The sequence below is a fragment of the Kiloniella sp. EL199 genome (assembly GCF_900313065.1).
Taxonomy (GTDB): domain Bacteria; phylum Pseudomonadota; class Alphaproteobacteria; order Kiloniellales; family Kiloniellaceae; genus Kiloniella.
This window is the reverse complement of the sequence record NZ_OMPU01000005.1, coordinates 116763-141397: the sequence shown is the minus strand read 5'-3', so window position 1 is coordinate 141397 and position 24635 is coordinate 116763. Positions and strand designations below refer to the sequence as shown.

22 protein-coding genes are annotated in these 24635 nt (G+C 47.5%); 6 read left to right on the top strand and 16 right to left on the bottom strand.

Annotated features, from left to right (window positions below; genetic code table 11):
- Position 1 precedes the first annotated feature (1 nt).
- Positions 2-496, top strand: a complete 495-nt coding sequence (locus D9A03_RS03080; protein WP_174233625.1) for an RNA pyrophosphohydrolase — start codon at positions 2-4, stop codon at positions 494-496.
- Here the strand turns inward: D9A03_RS03080 and D9A03_RS03075 are convergent, their stop codons facing one another.
- Positions 497-826, bottom strand: coding sequence for a 5-carboxymethyl-2-hydroxymuconate Delta-isomerase (locus D9A03_RS03075; protein WP_120495778.1), 330 nt, complete (start codon positions 824-826; stop codon positions 497-499). It lies immediately after the preceding gene.
- Between the two features lie 91 nt (positions 827-917).
- A complete protein-coding gene (locus D9A03_RS03070) occupies positions 918-1421 on the bottom strand; it encodes a GNAT family N-acetyltransferase (protein WP_120495777.1) in 504 nt (167 codons plus the stop codon).
- Between the two features lie 262 nt (positions 1422-1683).
- On the opposite strand from D9A03_RS03070, the gene D9A03_RS03060 reads away from it, so the two are divergent.
- Positions 1684-2265 (top strand): alkylphosphonate utilization protein, encoded by a 582-nt coding sequence (locus D9A03_RS03060; protein ID WP_120495775.1) that lies wholly within the window; start codon positions 1684-1686, stop codon positions 2263-2265.
- Positions 2266-2348: 83 nt separating this feature from the next.
- Here the strand turns inward: D9A03_RS03060 and D9A03_RS03055 are convergent, their stop codons facing one another.
- The 7 genes from D9A03_RS03055 to D9A03_RS03025 form a co-directional block, all read right to left on the bottom strand.
- Positions 2349-3086, bottom strand: coding sequence for a TerC family protein (locus tag D9A03_RS03055; RefSeq protein ID WP_120495774.1), 738 nt, complete (start codon positions 3084-3086; stop codon positions 2349-2351).
- Between the two features lie 154 nt (positions 3087-3240).
- Positions 3241-3645 carry a F0F1 ATP synthase subunit epsilon gene (locus D9A03_RS03050; protein ID WP_046509714.1) on the bottom strand — a complete coding sequence of 135 codons (405 nt, stop codon included), beginning with the start codon at positions 3643-3645 and terminating at the stop codon, positions 3241-3243.
- Positions 3646-3692: 47 nt separating this feature from the next.
- A complete protein-coding gene (gene atpD / locus D9A03_RS03045) occupies positions 3693-5114 on the bottom strand; it encodes a F0F1 ATP synthase subunit beta (protein WP_120495773.1) in 1422 nt (473 codons plus the stop codon).
- 45 nt (positions 5115-5159) lie between these two features.
- A complete protein-coding gene (locus D9A03_RS03040) occupies positions 5160-6044 on the bottom strand; it encodes a F0F1 ATP synthase subunit gamma (RefSeq protein ID WP_120495772.1) in 885 nt (294 codons plus the stop codon).
- 46 nt (positions 6045-6090) lie between these two features.
- Positions 6091-7623 carry a F0F1 ATP synthase subunit alpha gene (atpA, locus tag D9A03_RS03035; RefSeq protein ID WP_120495771.1) on the bottom strand — a complete coding sequence of 511 codons (1533 nt, stop codon included), beginning with the start codon at positions 7621-7623 and terminating at the stop codon, positions 6091-6093.
- Positions 7623-8183: a F0F1 ATP synthase subunit delta gene (locus D9A03_RS03030; RefSeq protein ID WP_120495821.1), complete on the bottom strand. Its 561-nt coding sequence runs from the start codon at positions 8181-8183 to the stop codon at positions 7623-7625. Before D9A03_RS03030 ends, atpA begins: the two co-directional genes overlap by 1 nt.
- Before the next feature lie 421 nt (positions 8184-8604).
- Positions 8605-10830 carry a primosomal protein N' gene (locus D9A03_RS03025; protein ID WP_120495820.1) on the bottom strand — a complete coding sequence of 742 codons (2226 nt, stop codon included), beginning with the start codon at positions 10828-10830 and terminating at the stop codon, positions 8605-8607.
- Positions 10831-11192: 362 nt separating this feature from the next.
- Between D9A03_RS03025 and fsa the strand changes: the two genes are divergently transcribed.
- The 4 genes from fsa to D9A03_RS03005 are packed head-to-tail and all read left to right on the top strand — an operon-like array spanning position 11193 to position 13952.
- On the top strand, positions 11193-11849 hold the full coding sequence (gene fsa, locus D9A03_RS03020; protein WP_120495770.1) for a fructose-6-phosphate aldolase: 657 nt from the start codon (positions 11193-11195) through the stop codon (positions 11847-11849).
- A 21-nt stretch (positions 11850-11870) separates the two neighbouring features.
- Positions 11871-12596, top strand: coding sequence for a DUF484 family protein (locus D9A03_RS03015; RefSeq protein WP_120495769.1), 726 nt, complete (start codon positions 11871-11873; stop codon positions 12594-12596).
- Positions 12597-12618: 22 nt separating this feature from the next.
- Positions 12619-13593 carry a tyrosine recombinase XerC gene (locus D9A03_RS03010; RefSeq protein WP_120495768.1) on the top strand — a complete coding sequence of 325 codons (975 nt, stop codon included), beginning with the start codon at positions 12619-12621 and terminating at the stop codon, positions 13591-13593.
- A 41-nt stretch (positions 13594-13634) separates the two neighbouring features.
- A complete protein-coding gene (locus D9A03_RS03005) occupies positions 13635-13952 on the top strand; it encodes a hypothetical protein (RefSeq protein WP_120495767.1) in 318 nt (105 codons plus the stop codon).
- Here the strand turns inward: D9A03_RS03005 and D9A03_RS03000 are convergent.
- The 7 genes from D9A03_RS03000 to sucC all read right to left on the bottom strand — a co-directional run bounded on the left by D9A03_RS03000 (position 13949) and on the right by sucC (position 24456).
- A complete protein-coding gene (locus D9A03_RS03000) occupies positions 13949-15193 on the bottom strand; it encodes an MFS transporter (protein WP_120495766.1) in 1245 nt (414 codons plus the stop codon). The two genes, D9A03_RS03005 and D9A03_RS03000, sit on opposite strands and share 4 nt — an antisense overlap.
- 170 nt (positions 15194-15363) lie before the next feature.
- Positions 15364-16764 carry a dihydrolipoyl dehydrogenase gene (gene lpdA / locus D9A03_RS02995; RefSeq protein WP_120495765.1) on the bottom strand — a complete coding sequence of 467 codons (1401 nt, stop codon included), beginning with the start codon at positions 16762-16764 and terminating at the stop codon, positions 15364-15366.
- Between the two features lie 343 nt (positions 16765-17107).
- Entirely contained in the window at positions 17108-17461 is a 354-nt protein-coding gene (locus D9A03_RS02990) for a hypothetical protein (RefSeq protein ID WP_162937952.1), read from the bottom strand.
- Positions 17462-17616: 155 nt separating this feature from the next.
- On the bottom strand, positions 17617-19278 hold the full coding sequence (gene odhB, locus D9A03_RS02985; protein ID WP_120495763.1) for a 2-oxoglutarate dehydrogenase complex dihydrolipoyllysine-residue succinyltransferase: 1662 nt from the start codon (positions 19276-19278) through the stop codon (positions 17617-17619).
- Positions 19279-19388: 110 nt separating this feature from the next.
- Positions 19389-22325: a 2-oxoglutarate dehydrogenase E1 component gene (locus D9A03_RS02980; protein ID WP_120495762.1), complete on the bottom strand. Its 2937-nt coding sequence runs from the start codon at positions 22323-22325 to the stop codon at positions 19389-19391.
- A gap of 57 nt (positions 22326-22382) precedes the next feature.
- Entirely contained in the window at positions 22383-23258 is an 876-nt protein-coding gene (gene sucD / locus D9A03_RS02975) for a succinate--CoA ligase subunit alpha (RefSeq protein WP_120495761.1), read from the bottom strand.
- A gap of 1 nt (position 23259) precedes the next feature.
- Entirely contained in the window at positions 23260-24456 is a 1197-nt protein-coding gene (gene sucC, locus D9A03_RS02970) for an ADP-forming succinate--CoA ligase subunit beta (protein ID WP_120495760.1), read from the bottom strand.
- Between the last annotated feature and the right edge of the window lie 179 nt (positions 24457-24635).

Genomic DNA, 24635 nt, shown 5'->3' with positions numbered 1-24635 from the left:
GATGTCTGATGCCCCCGCTTTGACAGATCGCCAGATCGACGCTCTTCCCTATCGTCCCTGCGTTGGCATCATGCTTCTTAATCAGGATAACTACGTCTTTGTAGCGCAACGTATCGATAACCCTGGTGAGGCATGGCAGATGCCACAGGGTGGTATCGACGAAGGTGAAAATCCAATGACTGCGGCCCTCAGAGAGCTGGAAGAAGAAACAGGCACTGCTAAAGCCAGCTTGATCGCCGAAAGTCAAGACTGGTATGCCTACGATCTGCCCAGAGAGCTTGTCCCAAAGATATGGAAAGGCCGTTATCGGGGGCAAAAGCAAAAGTGGTTTGTCTTCAGATTAGAAGGGCAGGACACTGATATCAATATAGAGACTGAAATACCGGAATTTTCTGACTGGAAGTGGGTCGAGATGAAATCCTTACCGGATCTCATTGTTCCCTTTAAAAAGAAGCTGTATCAACAGCTTGTTGAGGAATTTATCCAGTACGGCTAATCATTTGAAATAGGCTTCACTCAGATCGACAACTTCTACGGATAACATCGCTGTTCCTGCGAGAACTTGTGTCTTTATTTCAAGCAATCTTTCCCCAAGCATCTCTTTTTGTTGTGGGCTACGTCCTGGCAACAGCTTCACAGTTGTATGCATATAAAGTTGTTTGTCAGATCCCGTCATAAAATGATCACTAGGGGTTGCTCTTACTTTGATTGTTGCCCGATCAAACAAACCACTATCGATCATTCCCTCGAACAGATTTTCCACCAAGTTGGGAACATCAATTTTATTTTGTAGGGGTGCTGCATATTCAACAATACAGTGTGGCATTAGATTTAGATCCATAAAACATCAAAAAATTATTTCAAAAAATAGCAAGGAATCAGGATAAAAAACAAGCAATAACAAAGACATGTATCATTCATAAACTCTCATTTTCAGCATTCTCGTTTTCCCACTTCATTGGTCGATATTTTACCCCCTCTTTTTCGCTCCATTCATCAAGTGCAACAAAACCATGAGAACAGTAAAAATCATACCCTTGAGAAGAGGCATTTACATATAGCTCACTCGGTGACAATGTCGTAACGACACGCCTGAAAAGCTGTGTTGCCAACTGTTGCTTCTGCGCATAGTCAGCGACAAAAAGAAGAAGAATTTGATCTCCATGAAGTTCCAGATAGCCGGATATCCGATCATCCTCCTCCTGCACCAAAAGAGCTTTTGATCCTGTAACCAGCCTTTTCAAAAGCTGATCAAAAGATACATAGTCTTGAAAATCTCTCCATCCCTGTGCATCAAAATCCAATGCAATACTTCTTTTCGCCTCGAAGATCACCATTTCGGATACATCTTCAATATCGTCAATACCACAAGGCCTTATTATTCTACCGTCATCCAGCAAAACGATTTCCATAAAAGGCATGAAGCCCCCCTAATCATCAATAAAGCGCGACAATCGTGTCGGACCTATAAAGCTCACTGTTAATTACGACTATCGTCTAAAAGAATGAAAAAACGGTATCTTCGTTATTGCCGTAAACAGAGTTTCTATCAAATATTGCAGGCCAGCTTTCTTGTTAAGGCGTTGTTGTTTAGCTAAGGGCCTGTTATCGTCCCGCAAAATCGGAGAGTGTTTATTAGACTCAAAACCTTTCAGACCTACTTTACAAACGAAAGATCTAAACATGGCCCTGGATAGTGCTCTTCTTGATCGTGCTGAATCCAAATGCGAACTCTGTAGTACAACAACCGACCTGGATGCTTACAACATCCCCCCAGATACAGATGATACATTAGATCAAAGAATCTTACTCTGCGGAACTTGCCATACACAAATTAATCAAAACAGCGAACTGAATGTTAATCATTGGCGTTGTCTCAATGACAGTATGTGGAGTCACATTCCCGCCGTTCAAGTCATGGCGTGGCGCATGTTAAATCGCCTAAGCAGTGAAGGCTGGGCACGAGACCTTCTGGATATGCTTTATCTTGATGACGAAACCCTGTCTTGGGCTCAATCAGATACTTCCCTGTCTCCAGAAGAGGAAAGTGCAATAAAACACCTTGATGCAAACGGTGCTGTTCTTGAAGCAGGCGATACGGTCACCCTGATCAAAGATCTAAACGTCAAAGGCGGTGGCTTTACAGCCAAAAGAGGAACAGCCGTTCGGGGAATCTCTTTGGTACCGGACACACCGGAACACATCGAAGGCCGTGTCAACGGACAGCAAATTGTAATTCTGACCAAATACGTTAAAAAATCATAAGATCAAAGCATCAGGAAACAGGAAAAAGAGCCGCAAGATTTTATTTTGCGGCTCTCAATTTCTAACTCGAAACCTTATCAAATCTATCCGGCTCTCTTCTTGCGGCGCTTTCTTGACAGCATATTGAGTAGCTCTACAAAGGCAGAAAAAGCCATCGCAGCATAGATATATCCCTTTGGCACATGAACACCAAAGCCATCTGCGATCAATGTCATACCAATCATCAAAAGAAAACCTAGCGCCAACATCACTATCGTTGGATTAGCTTCAATAAAGCGAGACAAAGGACCGGCAGCCAATAACATCACTATAACCGCTGTGACAACAGCAATTACCATAATTGAGACATGATCAGTCATCCCGACAGCCGTAATGATACTGTCGATGGAAAAGACAAGATCTAGAACAAGAATTTGGCCAATCACAGTTGCGAAACTGCTTACCACAGCTCCTTTTGCATCATCCTCGCTATCCCCCGGATCAACATTATGGTGAATTTCCTTCGTTGCTTTCCAGACCAGGAACAAACCACCGGCGATCAGGATAATATCGCGCCATGAAAAACTGTGATCGAACAGTGTGATCACCGGTTCAACAAGCTGAACAATGATTGCAACGGTCCCAAGCAGAGCAAGTCGGAAAACAAGCGCAAGAGTGAGACCAATAACACGAGCTTTTGGCCTCTGTGTTTCCGGAAGCTTATTCGTCAGAATTGATACAAAGATAAGATTGTCAATTCCCAGAACTACTTCCATCACAATCAGGGTAAAGAGAGCCATCCAGGCTGATGGCTCGTTTAGCAGAGTTACAAGGTTTTCCATAAGCTCGTTTTTTGCAATTAAGGACTAAACAATTCCCCGCAATCATCAGCCAAATTATCTTGTGGATCAACGATAAGATTTGAAACCATATTAGTAAGCACAAAAAAAGCCCGGGCCATAAGGCACCGGGCTTTTCTTTTAGTAAACTGTCTAATCAGCCAATAGCTGCAAGCATGGCCTCAGACAATCCGATCTGTTTTCTTGCGGCGTCACGAGCATCATCATCTTTTGCATCGGAAAGATCTTCCTTTGCATCCTGAAGCTGTTGCTGGACTGCTGCTTTGTCAATCTCGCCTACAGGCTGCGCAATTTCAGCGAGAACGGTACAGCGTTCCGTGGTTACCTCGGCAAAGCCACCGGCGACAAAAATACGCTCACTAATCTCTTTACCAGAGTAGATCGCGATTACGCCGGGGCGAACCGTGGAAATCATCGGTGCGTGACGCGGCAGCACACCAAAGTCACCATCTTCACCTGGCACGACAACCATGTCGACGCTTTGGGAAAGGAGTAGTTTCTCTGGAGAAACGAGTTCGAATTCGACCTGTTCTTTGGCCATCATTCTCTTCCTGCTACCTGTCTAACGACAATTAAAAATCAGAAACCTTAAGCGGCTTCAGCGGCCATTTTCTCAGCTTTGGCAAGAGCTTCATCAATGGTACCAACCATGTAGAAAGCTGCTTCTGGAAGGTGATCGTACTCACCAGCAAGAATGCCTTTAAAGCCGCGAATTGTTTCTTCCAATGGAACCTGAACACCAGGAGAACCAGTGAAGACCTCAGCCACATCAAATGGCTGTGACAAGAAACGCTGGATCTTACGAGCACGCGCAACAGTCATTTTATCTTCTTCGGATAGTTCATCCATACCCAGAATAGCGATAATGTCCTGAAGGTCTTTGTAAGACTGTAGAACGCGCTGAATGTTACGGGCAGTATCGTAGTGCTCTTCACCAATAACTGAAGGCTCAAGAATACGGCTGGTGGAGTCCAATGGATCCACAGCTGGGTAAATTCCAAGCTCAGCAATCTGACGAGACAGAACGGTTGTCGCATCCAAGTGAGAGAAGGTTGTCGCAGGCGCAGGGTCAGTCAAGTCATCCGCAGGAACGTAAACAGCCTGAACAGATGTAATGGAACCCTTCTTCGTAGAAGTAATACGCTCCTGCATGGCACCCATATCAGTACCAAGAGTTGGCTGATAACCAACCGCAGAAGGAATACGACCAAGAAGCGCGGACACCTCAGAACCAGCCTGGGTGAAACGGAAGATGTTGTCCACGAAGAACAGAACGTCTTGACCTTCTTCATCACGGAAGTATTCCGCCTGAGTAAGACCAGTCAGAGCAACACGAGCACGCGCCCCTGGAGGTTCGTTCATCTGACCGTAAACTAGGGCACACTTACTGTCGCCTTCCAGCTTGATAACGCCAGATTCGATCATTTCGTGGTAAAGGTCGTTACCTTCACGAGTACGTTCACCAACACCGGCAAACACAGAGTAACCACCGTGTGTTTTCGCAATGTTGTTGATCAGTTCCATAATGGTAACTGTCTTACCAACACCGGCACCACCGAACAGACCAATCTTACCACCCTTAGCATATGGGCAGAGAAGGTCGATCACTTTAATACCTGTTACCAGGATCTCAGCGTCGGTTGCCTGCTCGTCAAATTCAGGAGCATTGCGGTGAATTGGGAAGGTACGCTTGTTACCGATGTCACCACGTTCGTCAATTGGTTCCCCAACAACGTTCATGATACGACCCAGTGTTTCAGGACCAACTGGAACGTTGATCGCGTCACCTGTGTCAACAACTTCCTGACCGCGGGTCAAGCCTTCAGTCGCATCCATAGCAATGGAACGAACTGTGTTTTCACCCAGGTGCTGGGCAACTTCGAGAACAAGGCGTTTGCCATCATTCTGTGTTTCAAGAGCGCTCAAGATTTCAGGCAGGTCACCTGAAAATTGAACGTCAACCACGGGTCCAAGAACCTGTGTGATCTTACCGATATTCTTATCAGCCATTTAGTGTCACTCCTAAGCCAATGCGCTTGCCAAAGTTCTCTATGATCAGAGAGCTTCCTTGGCGGAGATAATTTCAATCAATTCGTTTGTAATGATCGCCTGTCTAGTTCTGTTGTACTGAATAGACAGTTTATCAATCATTTCACCGGCGTTACGTGTCGCATTATCCATCGCGGACATACGCGCCCCGTGCTCACTGGCGTTATTTTCGAGCATTGCTTTGAAAATCTGAACAGCAATGTTGCGAGGCAACAGATCGCTCAGAATTTTTTCATCAGAAGGCTCGTAATCATATACACCACCGTCAGCGAGGGTTGATGCGTCAGCATCGCCTTCAGCTTCAAACGGGATCAACTGCTGAGCAGTAGGAATTTGAGCGATTGCAGATTGGAACTTCGCGTAGAAGATCGTGCAAACGTCAAACTCACCAGCTTTAAACATCGCCAGCACACGGTCAGCAACCGTTGCAGCTTTGTCAAAACCAAGGCTAGGCTTGGCAATATCTTCGATTGTACCAACCATGTTGGCTTCAAAATCGCGACGTAGTTGGTCGCGGGATTTTCTACCCACACAGAAGATTTTAACCGTTTTGCCAGCTTTCAGCAGTCCGTTCGCTTTGGTGCGGGCTTCTCTAACAATGTTAGAGTTGAAGCCACCACAAAGTCCACGATCAGCCGCAGCCACGATCAGCAGATGAACGTCATCTTTACCAGTCCCAGCGAGCAGCGGAGAAGCACCCGGCTGTTTACCAGCCGATGCAGCAAGAGAACCGAGCATCCGTTCCATACGCTCAGCGTATGGACGGGATGCTTCAGCTTGTTCCTGTGCACGACGTAGCTTAGCCGCAGCAACCATTTTCATGGCTGATGTGATCTTCTGCGTTGACTTAACGCTGGCGATCCTAAGTTTAAGGTCGTTCAAGTTTGGCATGTCGTTACTCGTTTCCCACAGCCATTAAATTCTGCAGACCAAAACCTTATACAAAGGTCTTGGCGAAGTTATCCAAGAATGCTTTCAGTTTGCCTTCAGTGTCGGCAGACAGAGCTTTCTCTGTACGGATAGCTTCCAGAATATCCTGGCCATTGCCACGAACTTCAGACAGAAGTTTTTCTTCGAAGTGACCAACGTCTTTCACGTCAATCGCATCAAGGTAGCCCTTCACGCCTGAGAAGATAACAACAACCTGTTCTTCAACAGTTAGCGGTTTGTACTGTGGCTGTTTCAGAAGTTCTACAAGACGAGAACCACGAGCCAGCAGACGCTGAGTTGCCGCATCAAGGTCAGATGCGAACTGAGCAAACGCTTCCATTTCACGGTACTGGGCAAGTTCCAACTTAATGGTACCAGCAACCTGCTTCATGGCTTTAATCTGCGCAGAAGAACCAACACGGGAAACCGACAGACCAACGTTAACAGCCGGACGGATACCTTTGTTGAAGAGGTTTGTTTCCAAGAAGATCTGACCGTCAGTAATAGAAATCACGTTGGTCGGAATAAAGGCAGAAACGTCACCACCCTGTGTTTCAATAACTGGCAGAGCAGTCAAAGAACCAGCACCGTGTTCGTCGTTCAGCTTACAAGAGCGCTCGAGAAGACGGGAGTGGAGATAGAAAACGTCACCAGGGTAAGCTTCACGTCCAGGAGGACGACGAAGTAGTAGAGACATCTGACGATAAGCAACAGCCTGCTTGGAAAGATCGTCATAAACGATCACAGCGTGCATTGCGTTATCACGGAAGTACTCACCCATAGCAGCGCCAGTATATGGAGCCAGGAACTGAAGTGGAGCCGGGTCAGAAGCAGTCGCGGCAACAACGATGGAGTATTCCATAGCGCCGTTGTCTTCAAGTGTCTTAACCAGTTTCGCAACAGTAGAACGCTTCTGACCAACAGCAACGTAGATACAGAACAGCTTTTCGCTTTCGCTTGCTGCTGCGTCGTTTGTTGCTTTCTGGTTTAGAATTGTATCCAAAGCAATCGCAGTCTTACCAGTCTGACGGTCACCAATGACAAGCTCACGCTGGCCACGACCAATTGGAATAAGACTGTCAATTGACTTAAGACCAGTCTGCATTGGTTCGTGAACAGACTTACGCGGGATAATGCCAGGGGCCTTAACTTCCACACGAGTACGTTCTACGTCTTTTAGAGGACCTTTACCGTCAATCGGATTACCAAGACCATCAACAACGCGACCGAGCAGGCCTTTGCCTGTTGGTACGTCAACGATAGAACCGGTACGCTTGACCGTATCACCTTCTTTAACACCACGGTCATCACCGAAAAGCACGACACCTACGTTGTCGACTTCAAGGTTAAGGGCCATACCCCGAATACCGTTAGCAAATTCCACCATCTCGCCAGCCTGAACATTGTCCAGACCATAGATGCGAGCCACACCATCACCCACAGATAGAACCTGGCCTACTTCTGCCACATCGGCATCAGCACCAAAGTTTTCAATCTGATTTTTGAGAATGGTAGAGATTTCAGCGGCGCGGATATCCATTACCCAACCCCTTTCATCACCAGTTCAAGTCTCTGAAGTTTTGTACGCAAGGAGCTATCAACCATGCGGCTACCAACCTGCACGATCATGCCCCCGATTAGAGATTCATCGACAGTTACGTCAACTTCGACAGATCCACCAGTAGAAGCTTTTAACGCATCTGCGATCGCTTTCTGCTGTGTCTTTGTCAATTCATGTGCTGCTGTTACTTTTGCCCGTACTTCACCGCGGCGACGTGCCAATTCTGCCAAGTAGGCATCAGCCATGTCAGCCAGAACAGCAAGACGACGATTTTCTGCAACAACAAGTACAAAGTTGCGCGTCACGTCATTGACGCTTGCTTTGTCTAGAATCGCGGAAATCGCTTTTACCTGCTGATCGCGAGTGTAAAGCGGAGAGCTGAGCAAATCCTGAAGTTCGGAACTGTCAGAAACAATTTGTTTCAGACCTGTCAAATCTTCAGCCACTGCATCAAGTGCAGATTTTTCCTCGGCAATTTCCAGTAGCGCTAATGCGTAGCGCCCTGCCAAGCCATTCAAGCTAGAGTTTTCGCCTGCCAAGCTGGTTGCCCCCAAGATAAGCCAGAAATTGACCCTGCCTGAACAGGTCGCATTTCAGTGAAGCCGAAATTCAATCGATAAGAAAAGTACAAGGTGTACTAATCATCAGGCGCGGGTTTGGTATCACAGACATAACAGGGTTTCAAGCGAGTCAGGTGAAAGATTCTTCCTTTTATGACAGACTTTTTCGCAACTGCGGCAAAATGAGTCCCCTGCAACCCTAGTGAAGCCCCTGTTTATCCTTGAAAATATGCCTGCAGGACACCCTCTTTTTTTATCTCAAATTTCCAAAAAAAACTTTTACTGCCAGATCTCCGCTACTTCACGAGGCCAATTACGACATCCAGAGCGCACCATCTCCGTAAACAACATATTATATTAATATATAAGGTGGGAAGAATGCCGATCTCCATGTCGGAAGTTAAAGAAAAGAGTATGGATCAACATCAACGACAACCTTGATTCGCGATGGAGTTTTAAACCGGGAAAGCCAACTTCGCGCTATTCCTTGCGGCGCAACAGACCGTTTACTCATAATCAGAAAACGCCGCCTGAACTTCCCACGCAACAAGGCGAGTGGTGCAGGTGCAGGTCCAAGAATTTGCGCACCGTCAATCTGAGGAATCGACTTGGCAAGGCTGGCACAGAAATTATCCAGCCCACTTTCATCCGGGCCAGACACGATAACTGCTGCCAAACGTCCAAAGGGAGGCAAATGACCGCGAGCTCTTGTTTCCGCTTCAATTTCCAGAAACTTGTCACGGTCCCCTTCTTTGAGAGTCTGCATCACAGGATGCTTGGGATCAGATGTTTGCAACAACACTCGCCCTTTGTGTTCTGCACGCCCGGCACGCCCAGCCACCTGATGCAACAGCTGGAAAGTTCGCTCCGCAGCCCTCAGATCACCACCAAACAACCCAAGATCAGCATCAACGACACCAACAAGCGTTAGATAAGGGAAATGATACCCCTTTGCGACGACTTGCGTACCAACCAGAAGATTAACCTCTCGATTCTGTATCCTGTCGACCACTTCTTTAGTGGCGGCCGGAGATGTCATCGTATCACTGGCCATAAGGGCGACATTGGCTTCAGGGAAAAGCAGCTTTGCTTCCTCCACAATTCTCTCAACCCCCGGACCACAGGGAACAAGAGAATCCTCTGCCTCACAAGAAGGACAATTTTCAGGTAGTGCAGCTGAAAATCCACAATGGTGACATTGCAATCGTCGGAACCGCCTATGCTCAACCAGCCACGCCGTACAATGTGGACACTGCAATCGATGACCACAGGTTCGACAAAGTGTAAGCGGCGCATAACCCCTGCGATTCAGAAAGAGCATCGCCTGTTCGCCAACCTCAAGCGTTTGACGAATGGCACCACGAAGTGCCTGCGACAACCAACCGGGACCAGATTGCAATCGTTCCGGCTTATCAAACCGAAGGTCGATTAACTCGACATCTGGCATCCCTGCTTCACCATGTCGTCCGGGAAGAATCAAACGCTCGTATCGCCCGTTCTGTACATTGATCATCGTCTCCAGCGCCGGGGTCGCAGATGCCAGAACAATTGGACAACGGCATCCCTTTGCCCTGACCACAGCCATATCCCTTGCGTGGTAATAAACGCCGTCTTCCTGCTTAAAAGAACCTTCGTGTTCCTCATCTACAATAATGAGACCAAGGTCACTATAGGGCAGCATCAGAGCAGAACGCGCACCGACAACAACAGGCGCCTTACCTGCCGCAACCGCCCGCCAGGTTTTCCGTCGCAAAGTAGGCGTTAAATCCGAATGCCATTCTGCGGGCGCAACACCGAATCGTTTTTTGAATCTATCGAGCCACTGGCTTGAAAGCGCAATTTCAGGCAACAGCACCAATGCCTGTCGGCCTTCCTTCATCGCGGCTTCAACAGCCTCAAAATAGACTTCGGTTTTACCAGAACCGGTAACACCATCCAGAACAACTGTTGAGAAAGTTCGCCCCTGAACCCTAGAAACAAGATCATCCGCAGCCGCTTTTTGGTCAGGCGATAACTCAGGCCCTACTGTCTCCTCCGCCGGGCGCGGGAAGAAAAAATCTGGGGACTCGAAATAACTCTCAATCATTCCAAGCTTTTCCAGTCCCTTAACCACAGAGCTGGAAACACCTGCCTCTCTCGCCAGATCAGCTAGTGCCCAACCACCGCTGTCTGTAATGACATCGATCACTTTTTGTCGAGCACTTGTCAGTCGAGGTTTGTCCGTATCATTTTCCCCATTTAAGGCCTCACCCGCTAGACGATAGAGCTTTTGCCCTACCAGACTTTCCAGTGCCTGGGGGACGGACAAAGCCATCTTGAGTACCGAACCTTGCGGAGAAAGAGTATAGTTAGCCACCCATTCAACAAATTTCCGCAGTTCTTCTCGCAGCAGAGGCACCTCGGAAACACCAACGATCTCTTTCAGCTTTTTAAGAGGAACATCCTCATCCGCAGACCCATCCCAGACAACACCCGGCAAGGTCCGACGTCCGACAGGGACCATTACAACTTGCCCTGGCTCCAGATCTATCTGAACTCCATCGGGACCATAGGGTAATAGGTAATCATAAGGCTTTTCGATGGGCAGAATAACCTGTACCCGACAGCGAAGAGGTTGCTTATTCATCTCTTCAAACAAAGCTTGTCCCTCACCACCGTCCAGCACGAATCGCTATCCCCTACTTTAAATTAATTGCGCCCTAGCCTTTGCCGATAGACGCTTCAATGACAAGAAAGAAAAGCCATCAACCCCTTCTAAAATACAAACGATGTGCCCAAGTCATCAATATAAAGACTCTATCGTTCACTTTCCCTTCGCAAATTCATGATCTATATATACAGGAACTCTGGACCTAGGGCAGTAACTCGCTATCTTACGGGCAAACAACATGTTCTGTTACCTTGGGATATATTCTTGGGAGATATATTCTTTGAGAATACATTCTTGGGCAAACATCAGAACGCGACATACTATTACAGGATTGATTGATGGAATTCTTTATCGACACTGCGGATATCGACGAAATTCGCGAACTTGCTGCAACCGGCCTTGTTGACGGTGTAACAACAAACCCGTCCCTGATCGCCAAAAGCGGCCGTCAGTTTATTGAGGTCATCAAAGAAATTGCCGACGTTGTACCGGGTCCCGTAAGCGCCGAAGTCACATCTCTCGAATATGATGGAATGATCTCCGAAGGTCGCAAGCTTGCCGCCATCGCTGATAACATTGTTATCAAGCTTCCTCTTACTCCCAACGGTCTGAAAGCCTGTAAAACTTTCTCAGATGAAGGCATTGATACCAATGTAACACTTTGCTTCTCCTCAGCGCAGGCTCTGTTAGCAGCAAAAGCTGGTGCGACGTATATTTCACCTTTTATTGGTCGCCTTGATGATTTGGCCCAAGATGGCTTGACTCTGATTTCTGACATCGTTGAAATCTACAGCGCCTACCCGGATATCAGCACAAAGGTTCTCGTTGCCTCTACACGTAGCCCCCTCCATGTGGTTGAAGCCGCAAAGATGGGTGCAGATACAGCGACGATTCCACCGGCTGTGTTGCGTGCAATGTTCAAGCATCCATTAACCGACAAAGGTCTGGAAGCCTTTATGGCTGACTGGAAAAAAACCGGTCAATCAATTCTCTAGCAGTTGGTGTAGGACAAGATTATGAGCAGCCCTTCTCAGGATGTAGAGACAGATCAAATCAAAGAACCTCTCATCACTGCGCGTCATGTCGAAAAATATCTTCGTCAGCACGCGGATTTTCTGGTGCAACATCCCCAGGTGATTGACGGCCTTGAGATACCCGGAAAAACAGAAGGGCGCGGTCTTGCCGATCTTCAACAGCACATGATCGAAAAGTTGCGCAATCAACTTTCTCAGGTAACAAGAGAGCGCGACGTCGTCATATCAAGAAGCCATCACAACAAGCTAACTCAAGACAGAACCCATCGGGCTGTAACAGCCCTGATTTCTGCAAAGAACTTCGAACACCTTATCGACATTATAAGCACGGAACTTCCCATCATCATGGGGATGGATGCCATTGCCATTGGCGTTGAACAGCCCGGGGATGCAGATGTCGCGGCCCCGGTAGAAGGCATTTCCTGCCTCCTCCCAGATATGGTTGATGGATTGATTGGCAGTGGACAACCCGCTGTCCTTCGTAGTCACATACAGGGCGACGTCTGCCTCTACGGAACTATGGCACCACTTATCCAATCCGATGCTTTGATCAGGCTCCATATCTCATCAACAACTCCTCCTGCCATGTTGGCATTCGGGTCTCAAAGAGATGATCAATTTGAACCTGGTCAAGGCACGGAATTAATTCGCTTCATTGGCTCTGTTGTTGAAAACACGATCAGAACCTGGTTGAAATTACCCGAGTAAAACATCCACAAAGGGAAGAACCATAAAAAAAACACCAACAAAGACACAGAAAATTGATCTTACCGTTCTTCCCTGGAACGATGATATCCAAGATGCTTTTCAAGGCTGGCTCAGTTGGCATCGCAATGAAAAAAGATCTTCAGACAAAACCATAGAAGCCTATGCACAAGATATCCGGTCTTTCCTAAATTTCCTTGCTGGGCACGGCGGTCACACCCTAACCTTAAAATCAATTAACCAACTTGAAATTCATGACTTCAGGTCTTGGCTTGCCGCCCGGAGCGGGCAAAACTTAAGCAAAATCTCCACAGCTCGGGCACTGTCTGCTGTCCGCGGCCTGTTTAAATGGATGAACAGGCAACAGCTGATCAACAATCATGCGCTTGATATCCTTCGTACACCTAAAAAGCCTCACACCGTCCCAAAAGCTCTCACAAAAGAAGAAGCCCAACAGGTTATGGATCAAAGCTCTGAGCTACAGGATGACACTTGGGTTGGCCTCCGCGATCAAGCAGTCCTTCTTCTTCTTTATGGTTGCGGTTTGCGCATCTCTGAAGCTCTGGATTTGAATCAGGAAGATGCTCCGCGCAAAGGCCAGGACTTTCTGCGTGTTAAGGGAAAAAGAAACAAAGAACGCCTGGTTCCGGTGTTACCAATAATTATTGATGCCATAGAAAGCTACCAAGCCTCCTGCCCTTTTGCGAAAGACCAAAACGCTCCTCTTTTCTTTGGTGTGAAAGGGAAACGACTTTCGCCAAGAATTATTCAACTCCAAACACAAAAGCTGCGAGGTCTCCTTGGCCTACCAGAATCAGCAACACCCCATGCCCTTCGTCATAGCTTTGCCACCCACCTCCTTTCCAATGGCGGGGACCTCAGAGCAATTCAGGAATTATTAGGCCACAATTCTCTCTCTACAACCCAGCGTTATACTGATGTAGATGCCGACGAATTGCTAAAGGTGTACGACAAAGCCCATCCCAGCGCAAAGAAATGAACCAAAACAAAAATAAGCAATAAAACAGAGAAGATAACCAAATGAAGAAGCACTGCTGCGATGCCATGACGCAATATCTATCACTCACCTGTAAAGATCATAACGATCCATTTGAGTGCCCAGATGTTCTCATCAGTTATAGCGATCGCTTTGAGGAATATGGACTTATCATTCACGACGGAGGAGCCTCCTCAATCAGTATCGACTTCTGCCCTTGGTGCGGAACAAAATTACCGGACTCTAAGCGTGATCTTTGGTTTGATACCTTGGAAGCATTAGGTTTTGACGACCCTGGAGAACAAGATATTCCTGAAAGCTTTAATAGTAACAAGTGGCTTGATGATATTAAACACCCCTAAAAGCGTCCTTTAGAAAGTGGCTTTGGACGACCAAACTTATGGATAATTAAGGGTCCAAGAAGCACCCCTATGCCCATTGTAGAGAAAGCTGCCGCCCACGCCAAAGTATCCTCTGATCCGCCGAATAAATCCAAGACAGTTCCGAAAACTATCGGGGACAGAGATCCCGCCGCGAACCCCGCAAGGGACTGCAAAGCCATTGTCGCGCCCTTCCTCTTGGGATCAGAATTGGCAACAACGCCAGATGTCAGGGATGACGAATCTGCTGTCGCTGATATGCCGTAGATCGTAAAGGCAACGATAACCACAACAAAGGGCAAGCTTGCCGAGAACCCGATAACAAACCCTATAAAAGCTGATGCACCCATCACCACTGTTAATAACTTTCGACGCCCGAAACGAACCGAGAACTCATTTCCAATGACACTGGCTGGCAAGCCAAGCAGGAAGACCCAGGAAGCAATTTGCGTCGGACTCCAATCAAAGCTACCTGTTGGCTGTAAAGAGAGAGAAAACACAAGAAAAGCCACGAGCCAGGCCCGAAGAGAAAAAAGCTCCCACAGATGTGCCGCATAGGCGAGAATATAACCAAGGGCTGGTCGGTTCGCGATAACGGGTTTGAAATTAACAACGTCACGAAAGGGAATATGCTGTTCAGGCTTTATGCCTCTGGCAACAAAAAGTAGGACAACCAACCACGCAAAAAAGCTGCCGATGCCCGCAACAATGAAAGACCACTGCCACCCCAAAAGTTGCCAGACCTCGCCCGCAACAAAAACCGAGACACCAGTTCCGATTGCAAAGTGCGCGGTATAGTACGCAACTGCTCTGCTCTGCTCTTTTTTCCCATGAATAAGGTCAGTCAGTAATTTAAGACCAACCATGTAGGTACCGGCTAAGCTAATCCCGGCAAAAAGCCGAAAGAACATTGCCCCCCAAAAGCCACCAGCAAGGAATGCAAAACCAAGAGCGGCCAGACCTCCCAATGCCATAGAATACAAGTAGATCCTTCGTGCATCTTCACGGTCGGTAAAGGCAACAAGTAAAGGCACTGCAGCAGCATAACCTCCATAATATATACCGCTTATCCAACCAATTTCAGTGTTATTGAGTTGCCATTTCTGCTGGAAAAAAGTGATCAGGGCCGAGAAGGTTGCATTATCAAGCATTCCCAATACTTGGGAAAGACACATCACTGCAATCAATACTGTCGCTTTTTTAGGTGTGCTTCCGTCAAGCATCTTCCCGCCTCATAAATATACCGACTGATGATAAGCAGCGATGTCCACAAATTGTCCAGACTTAATTCAGCTCACCTCAGAAAACCATGGAACAACCTAAAATCAAAAAGGGCAGCTCAAAGCTGCCCTTTAACCGCATAAAGCGGAAAACTCTTAAGTTAGATAGCCGCCTACATATGAATTGCGCGTTTATCTACTGCCAATGCAGCTTCTTTAACTGCTTCACTCAGGCCTGGGTGGGAATGACAGGTTCTGGCGATATCTTCAGCAGAACCGCCAAATTCCATAACAGCCACAGCTTCGGACAATAATTCGCCCGCTGCCGGACCAATAATGTGAACACCAAGAACTTTATCGCTTGTTGCATCAGACAGAATTTTCACCTGCCCGTCTGATTCACCCATGGCGCGTGCACGGCTGTTGGCACTGAAAGGGAACTTACCAACGTTATAGGCAACACCAGCTTCTTTGAGAACCTCTTCGCTTTTACCAACGGTGGCGATTTCCGGGTGTGTATAAACAACACCAGGTACCAATTCGTAATTTACATGGCCCTTTTGACCTGCCAGCGTTTCCACACAGGCAACACCGTCTTCTTCGGCTTTGTGCGCCAGCATCGGCCCCGGCACACAATCACCAATGGCGTAGATACCGTCTACAGATGTTTTGAAATTACCATCGACCTGAATCACACCACGTTCCATGGCAACACCCAGCTCTTCCAATCCAAGACCGGATGTATAGGCGCGGCGTCCGATAGAAACCAGAACAGTATCAACTTCCAGTTCTTCAACTTTACCCTTTTTCACAGATTCCATTGTCAACTTGACTTTGCCATCAACTTTATCTGCTGCGGCAACCTTCATGCCGAGTTTGAATTTCAGGCCCTGCTTACCCAAAACACGCTTGGCAAGCTTGCCTGTTTCTTCGTCAATACCGGGAAGGATCTTGTCAAGAAACTCCACAACAGTGACCTGCGCCCCAAGGCGTGACCAGACTGATCCCAGTTCCAGACCAATAACACCAGCACCGATAACAACCATGTGCTCAGGCACTTTTTTCAGGGAAAGCGCACCAGTAGAAGTAACGATCTGCTCTTCATCCGTTTCAATGCCCGGTAAAGGTGTTGATTCAGAACCTGTCGCAATCAAAATATCTTTGGTTTTGAGTGTCTGTTCACCGTCATCACCTTTGACAAGAACTTCACCAACTTTTGGAATAGATCCCCAACCTTTGATGTAATCGACCTTGTTTTTCTTCAAAAGAAACTCAACGCCTTTTGTCAGATCCTCAACGACCTTGTCCTTACGCCCCAGCATTGTTTCCAGATCCAGTTCAACAGATCCTTTAATACCGTGCTCGGCAAAGTGCTTTTGCGCATCAACAAACTTCTCGGAAGAATTCAAAAGCGCTTTTGAAGGCATACACCCGACATTCAGACAGGTTCCACCCAATGTGCCCCGACCTTCAACACAGGCTGTTTTAAGGCCGAGTTGGGCAGCACGAATTGCAGCAACATATCCACCCGGGCCACCGCCAATAATGACCAGGTCGTAAAGAGCTTCACTCATTTTTCTAAGGATCCTTTCCGTATCCAGGTGCTTTCCCTATACCGTCCAGTAAGATGCAACCCTGTAGGATGTCAGCAAGACGATTACATCAAGTCGGCTATAAGATTTGATTTCGTTTATCTGGATAGCATAGGAAACTCCAACGATATAGCCTAGATGCAATAATTTCTTTAAGCCATGACCACGTTTTCTAAATAAAACCTGATCGGTGCGGGGGAATAGTTCATTATCCAGTCTGATGAACCTACACCAGCTCATTAATGAGTTTATAAATTAACCTCTGATACGAAAGCATCAGGAGTTTTTCATTGGGAGATATTTTCGATGTTTTGGAATTTATAAATCAGCTTTCAACGTCATCATCATTGACATCTTCTTCTTTGCCTGCCGGTAAGTGGATAACAAACCCCGAACACTCCTTGTCCGCATACGGCTTCACCCGAGAAATCATTTCTTTCTTGAGAAGTTCAACCAGATGTTTTCCGACCGGACGAAAGAGCGTTTCACCTTGTCCGGGCACAGGCGGGTCAAGACGAATCAATACTGACCTTACCTTTCTTCGGCGGCGTTGGCGTTCAATCATCTGCCGAATGGACTCTAGTGCATGCCTGAGATCCAACCCTGTGAGATCAAGTTCAAAATCGGCATAACCACTACCGTCGATAAGATTATCCAGGTTCAGTGTAACGTCATTCATACCAACCCCCATTTTCAAACGCCCCAAGACATGGACGTTACAAACATTGGAGTATCATATCCGTAAAACATGACAGCACCAAGTAACCATTCACAGATAGTGGCAAAACAAAAAAGGGAAGCCGAAGCTTCCCTTTTCTCTGTTTCGCAATGAGCTTACATGCTCAAGAGAAGACGTTGGGGATCTTCCATACATTCCTTGATCCGCACAAGGAATGTCACGGCTTCACGTCCATCAATCAAACGGTGGTCATAGCTCAGGGCCGTATACATCATCGGGCGAACGACTACCTGTCCATTCACAGCGATCGGACGTTCTTCAATTTTGTGTAATCCAAGGATTGCGGCCTGCGGCATATTCAGAATTGGCGTTGAAAGCAATGAGCCAAAAACGCCACCATTTGTAATGGTAAAGCTGCCACCCGTCATATCATCCATGCCGAGTTTGCCATCACGACCTTTTTTAGCAAGATCGCCGAGGCTGCCCTCGATTTCTGCAAAGCTCTTCTTATCACAATCCCGAATAACAGGGACCATCAATCCGGATGGCGTTGAAACAGCCATGCCGATATCAAAGAAGTTGTTGTAAACAATATCATCACCGTCAATACGCGCATTCACAGATGGAACGTCCTGCAATGCCTGAACAACTGCTTTGGCAAAGAAACTGTTAAAGCCAAGACGAACGCCATGCTTCTTCTCAAAAGCTTCTTTGTACTGCTTACGCGCATCCATTACAGCAAACATGTCAATTTCATTGAATGTCGTCAGCATCGCTGCGGTGTTCTGAGCTTCTTTCAAACGACGAGAAATTGTCTTTCTCATCTTTGACATCTTCTCGCGTGTTTCACGTTCTGGAGTTACGGAAGCCGGAACACTTGCCGTTGTTGGTACAGGCGCTGCCCCAACGGGAATAATTGGCGCAGACGCTGAAGGTGGATTCTTCAGATGCTCGAGAACATCACCTTTTGTTAAGGCACCGTCTTTACCGGTACCTTTAACTTGATGCGGATTAAGATTGTTTTCCGAAATCAATTTTGCGACTGCAGGCGGTAAGGTCATCGCAGCTGGTGAGGTATTACCCTCAAGGAAAGCAACCAGATCTGCTGTTGTCACTTTTCCACCAGCACCGCTACCGGAAATCTGTGACGGATCAAGATTATCACCCGCGGCTGATACAGCAGCCTGTGGAACCGTCTGCGACGGAGTTGGCGAACTTGCCGCAGCTTTCGCTGGTGCTGCCACACCTCCGGATCCAGGTGTAATAACTCCCAAAATGGCGCCAACGCCAACGTCTGAATCAGCTTCAGCAGCAATTGATGTCAACACACCCGCGACTGGTGCATTCACTTCCAGTGTCACTTTGTCTGTTTCAAGCTCACAAATCGCTTCATCCTGTGCAACAGCATCGCCAACAGACTTCATCCACTGTGCGACGGTTGCTTCAGTCACGGATTCACCCAGAACGGGGACAGGAATTTCGACGGGATCTCCCGTTGCCTCAACAACAGCTGGCTCTTCTTTTGAAGTAACTTCTTCTAAAGGAGCAGAAGAAGTTACTGATGCAGAAGAAGCCGCGGCTCCTTCAGCAATTGATCCCAGCAAAGCGCCCACTTCGACATCATCACCTTCATTGGCAACAATCCCTTCGAGGACACCTGCAACTGACGCATTTACTTCCAACGTGACCTTGTCTGTCTCAAGTTCCACAATAGCTTCATCCATCGCAACTGCTTCACCTGGCTGCTTAAGCCATTTCGCAACTGTTGCTTCTGTTACAGATTCCCCTAGTGCCGGAACGACTATTTCGGTGGCCATTTTTTGTCTCTATTATGTTTATTATACTGTTCGTTATTTGAACTCACTGATATCTTTATCAGATCATCCGTTAAGAAAAAGGGTGACCCGGGACAGGTCACCCTTTCTATTTATTCACCGGCTTTCGCAACCGGGCGTAATTTTTCCACTTTTGTCGCAGCCGCATCTCTGGCTTCAAGCTCTTCAGCTTTACGAGTCTGGATACGGCTCATAGCTTTTTTACCCAAGGTAAAGGCATCATCCAACAGGGCCTCCAACTGAAGCACATGCTTTTTGGCAGATCCCGTCGCAGGCGATGCCGCAGTCTTACGACCGGCATAACGAGGACGATAATTTTCAAAGCCCATTTCTTCTGCAACTTCCTCTATGAAAGTTGAAACAAAAGTCCAGGCTCCCATATTCCGGTGTTCTTCCTGACACCAGACCAGATCACAATGCTCATATCCTTTAAGCGCCTGAGACAGAGCTTCGGCCGGGAATGGATAAAGCTGTTCAAGACGGATCAGGTGAACATTGTTGATGCCACGCTTCTCACGCTCATCCAGCAGGTCATAATAAACCTTACCCGTACAAAGAATAACCTGCTTGATCTTACTCGGCGGGTTCACCTTGACGTTACATGGCAAGACCCGGTGAAACGATGTATCCGGCAACATGTCTTCCAGATTGGAAACACAGCGTTTGTGACGCAGAAGCGATTTTGGCGTCATGATGATCAATGGTTTTCGGAAACCACGGTGGATCTGACGCCTGAGAACATGGAAATAGTTTGCAGGTGTTGTACAGTTAACAACCTGAATATTATCTTCCGCACAAGACTGGAGAAAACGCTCGACACGACCAGATGAATGCTCAGGCCCCTGTCCTTCATAACCATGAGGTAGAAGCATCACCAAGCCTGACATTCTCAGCCATTTTGACTCACCTGATACGATAAACTGATCAATGATGATCTGCGCACCGTTCACAAAATCGCCAAACTGCGCCTCCCACAGAACCAGAGCATCTGGCTCGGCCAACGAATAACCATACTCAAAACCAAGTACTGCCAATTCACTAAGCGGACTGTTAATGATCTCGGCCTGCGCCTGACTGGAACGAACGTTATTCAACGGCTTGTATTCAGACTGATCTTGCTGGTCGATCCAGGCGGCATGACGTTGCGAGAATGTTCCTCGATTACAGTCCTGCCCCGAAAGGCGAACCGGATGTCCCTCGACAAGCAAAGTACCATAAGCAAGAGCTTCAGCGGTTGCCCAATCAAGCCCTTCACCATTATCAATCATAGCCTGTTTGGCTTTGAGTTGACGCGTTAGCTTACGATGGATGTTAAAATCGCCAGGAACTTTACAGAGAACATTACCGACCTCTTTGAGAAGATCGAGTTCTACCCCTGTGTTTCCGCGACGCGCATCGTATCCACGGACAGCTCCGATATGAGACCATTTGCCTTCCAGCCAATCAGCTTTATTTGGCTTATAGCCTTCAGCAATCTGGAATTCTTCTTCCAGTTTATCCCACCAGGTTTTACTGATCGCATCAACTTCGCTTTTGGTAACCGTACCTTCAGACGACAACTGTTCAGCATACAATTCACGAACAGAACGCTGTTGTGCGATTTTTTTGTACATCTGTGGCTGTGTAAAAGTCGGCTCATCACCTTCGTTGTGACCAAAGCGGCGATAACAGAACATGTCGATTACCACGTCCGACTTAAAGGTCTGACGATATTCAATAGCAATACGTGCAACGTGTACAACGGCCTCGGGATCATCCCCATTTACGTGGATAATTGGCGCCTGAATGATCTTGGCAACATCTGTACAGTAAGGACCGGAACGAGAATGCACCGGATCAGTCGTAAAGCCGATCTGATTGTTCACGATAAAGTGGATCGTTCCACCCGTTGTGTAACCATCAAGTTCAGACAGATCCAACGTTTCGGGAACAAGTCCCTGCCCAGCAAAAGCAGCATCTCCATGGAGAAGAATACCCATGATCTTACTGCGATCTGTATCGTTTTTCTGATCCTGTTTGGCTCGGACTTTACCGACAACAACGGGATCAACAGCTTCAAGGTGAGAGGGATTAGCTGTGAGAGACAGATGAACCGAATTTCCATCGAATTCACGGTCAGATGATGTTCCCAAATGATACTTAACATCACCAGAACCGCCAACATCTTCCGGGTTAGCTGCTCCACCTTTAAATTCACTGAAAATTGCCCGGAAAGGTTTCCCCATCAGGTTGGCAAGAATATTCAGACGTCCGCGATGCGCGACACCCAAAACCACTTCTTCTAATCCAAGGGCTGATCCTCGCTTAAGGATTTGCTCAAGCGCCGGCACCATCGTCTCGGCACCATCAAGGCCAAAGCGTTTTGTTCCAGTATATTTCTTGCCAAGAAATTGTTCGAAAATCTCGGCTGCGGTCAAGCGTTCCAAAATAGCTTGCTTGCCTTTGGCCGTGAAATCTGTCCGGTTATTGATGCCTTCAATACGCTCCTGGATCCAGGCTTTTTGCTCTGGTTCCTGAATGTGCATAAACTCGACACCAACTTTACCACAATAGGTCTTACGAACACGTTCTACGATTTGACGCAGTGTCGCCGTCTCCAACCCCAGAACCCCGTTGATAAAAATCGGATGGTCCATATCTGCATCGCTAAAGCCATAGGCTTTCGGATCCAGTTCAGGGTGAGGATTAATCGGCTTCAATCCAAGAGGATCAAGGTTGGCTTCGAGATGACCACGGACCCGGTAAGCCCGTATCAGCATCAAAGCACGGATTGAATCAAGGATTGCACGTCGATTTTCCTCATCGCTCAACGGCACGCTACTCACTTGTACCGGAGCTGCCGGGGTGGTGCTAACACCGTGAATCCCGGCAAGTAAATCTTTGGCATCTTCTTCCAGATTAGAGAAGAAAGATTGCCACCCTGCATCAACTGAATCAGGGTGGCTTATGAACTGAGCATAGAGATCAGCCAGTTCGCCTGCTTTTGGGCCAAAATAGCGGGCCTCATGCCCAACAGTAGTGTTCGCCATCTATAACCTGTAGCCGAACTGGAGGGTACCAGTTCGGCTCCCTCCAATATTAGGTTGTTATCCTTGCATAGCTTTCAGCATAGTACTGCCGAGGCTAGCAGGAGAATCTGCAACATGGAAGCCAGCTGACTTCATGGCTTCAATCTTGTCGTCTGCGCCACCTTTACCACCAGCGATAATCGCACCGGCATGGCCCATACGACGACCTGGAGGTGCCGTAACACCCGCGATAAAGCCAGCAATTGGCTTTTTCACTTTAGACGCAGCGAAAAATTCTGCGGCTTCTTCTTCGGCACTACCACCAATCTCACCAATCATGATAATGCCTTGCGTTTCATCATCTTCCAGGAAAAGCTCCAGGCAGTCGATAAAGTTTGTACCGTTGACAGGGTCACCACCGATACCAATACAGGTTGATTGACCAAGGTTCGCAGCTGTCGTTTGCGCCACAGCTTCATAAGTCAATGTACCGGAACGGGAAACAATACCAATCTTGCCACGCTGGTGAATGTGCCCCGGCATAATACCAATTTTACATTCATCAGGGGTAATGATACCCGGACAGTTTGGACCAATCAGACGGGATTTGGATCCTGCAAGCGCACGTTTAACACGTACCATATCAAGAACCGGAATGCCCTCAGTAATACAAACGATCAGCTCAACACCTGCATCAACAGCTTCAAGAATAGCATCGCCAGCAAAGGGTGGTGGTACATAAATAACAGATGCATTTGCCTCTGTTGTGTGAACGGCTTCTGCAACAGTGTTGAAAACAGGTAGATCAAGATGGCTTGTACCACCTTTACCCGGTGTCACGCCACCAACCATCTGTGTACCGTAGGCAACAGCCTGTTCAGAGTGGAAAGTGCCCTGTGCACCTGTGAAGCCCTGACAAATAACACGAGTATTTTTATTAACAAGTACCGACATTTTACGCGGCCTCCTTCACGGCTTTGACCACTTTTTCAGCAGCATCAGCCAAGTCATCGCCAGAAATAATCGGGAGACCGGATTCCGCCATAATTTTCTTACCAAGATCGACGTTTGTACCTTCCAGACGGACAACCAATGGAACGCTGAGAGATACTTCGCGGGCAGCAGCGACAACACCCTCGGCAATCACATCACACCGCATGATGCCGCCAAAGATGTTTACCAGAATACCCTTAACGTTAGGATCAGAAAGGATGATTTTGAAAGCAACGGTCACACGTTCTTTGGTTGCGCCACCGCCAACATCAAGGAAGTTGGCAGGCTCGCTACCATATAGTTTGATGATGTCCATCGTCGCCATTGCAAGACCCGCGCCGTTCACCATGCAACCAATTTCACCGTCCAGTGAGATGTAGTTCAATTCATGGCGAGCTGCTTCAAGTTCTTTTGCATCTTCTTCATCTTCATCGCGCATACCTGCAACATCTTTGTGACGGAAGAGTGCGTTATCATCGAAGTTCATTTTCGCGTCGAGGGCAATAATGTCACCTTCACCAGTAACAACCAGCGGGTTGATCTCAACAATGCTGGCATCAAGATCCATAAAGGCTTTGTACATTGTTGCCATGAATTTCACAGCAGAACTGACTTGTTTGCCTTCAAGTCCAAGGCCAAAAGCAAGGTTACGACCATGGTAAGGCATGAAGCCTTCCACAGGATCAATCGCAACTTTTAGAATTTTCTCAGGCGTGGCTTCCGCCACTTCCTCAATTTCCATTCCACCTTCAGTAGACGCCATAATCGTCACGCGGCTGGTCGCGCGGTCAATCAGCATACCGAGATAGAGTTCACGTTTAATGTCACAACCTTCTTCGATATAAAGGCGTTTCACTTCTTTACCGACAGCGCCAGTCTGCTTTGTCACGAGGGTATGACCGAGCATCTTGCGCGCGTTTTCTTTCACATCATCAAGCGTCTTGCAGAGACGAACTCCACCATCGCCATCAGGGTCGTCGGTGAAACGGCCTGCTCCACGTCCACCTGCGTGGATTTGGGATTTTACAACCCAGATTGGGCCGCCCAGTTCGCGGGCTGCATTTTCTGCCTCTTCCGGTGTGAAAGCGACTGATCCTCTTGGAACAGCTACACCGTATTTTCTCAGCAGCTCTTTAGCTTGATATTCATGAATGTTCATGGGACGCCACAAAGCCTCAATTGGTTTTATTTTTTAAATATGGTTAACGAGTCCGGAAACCCTAGTACCCGCGATATACACCTAATTTGATAAGAGCATAACGCCAGATACTTAGCGATAGATTAACACCCCGGACCCAGAGCGCAACCGCACCGCAGCAATTTTTGTCGGAAAATTGA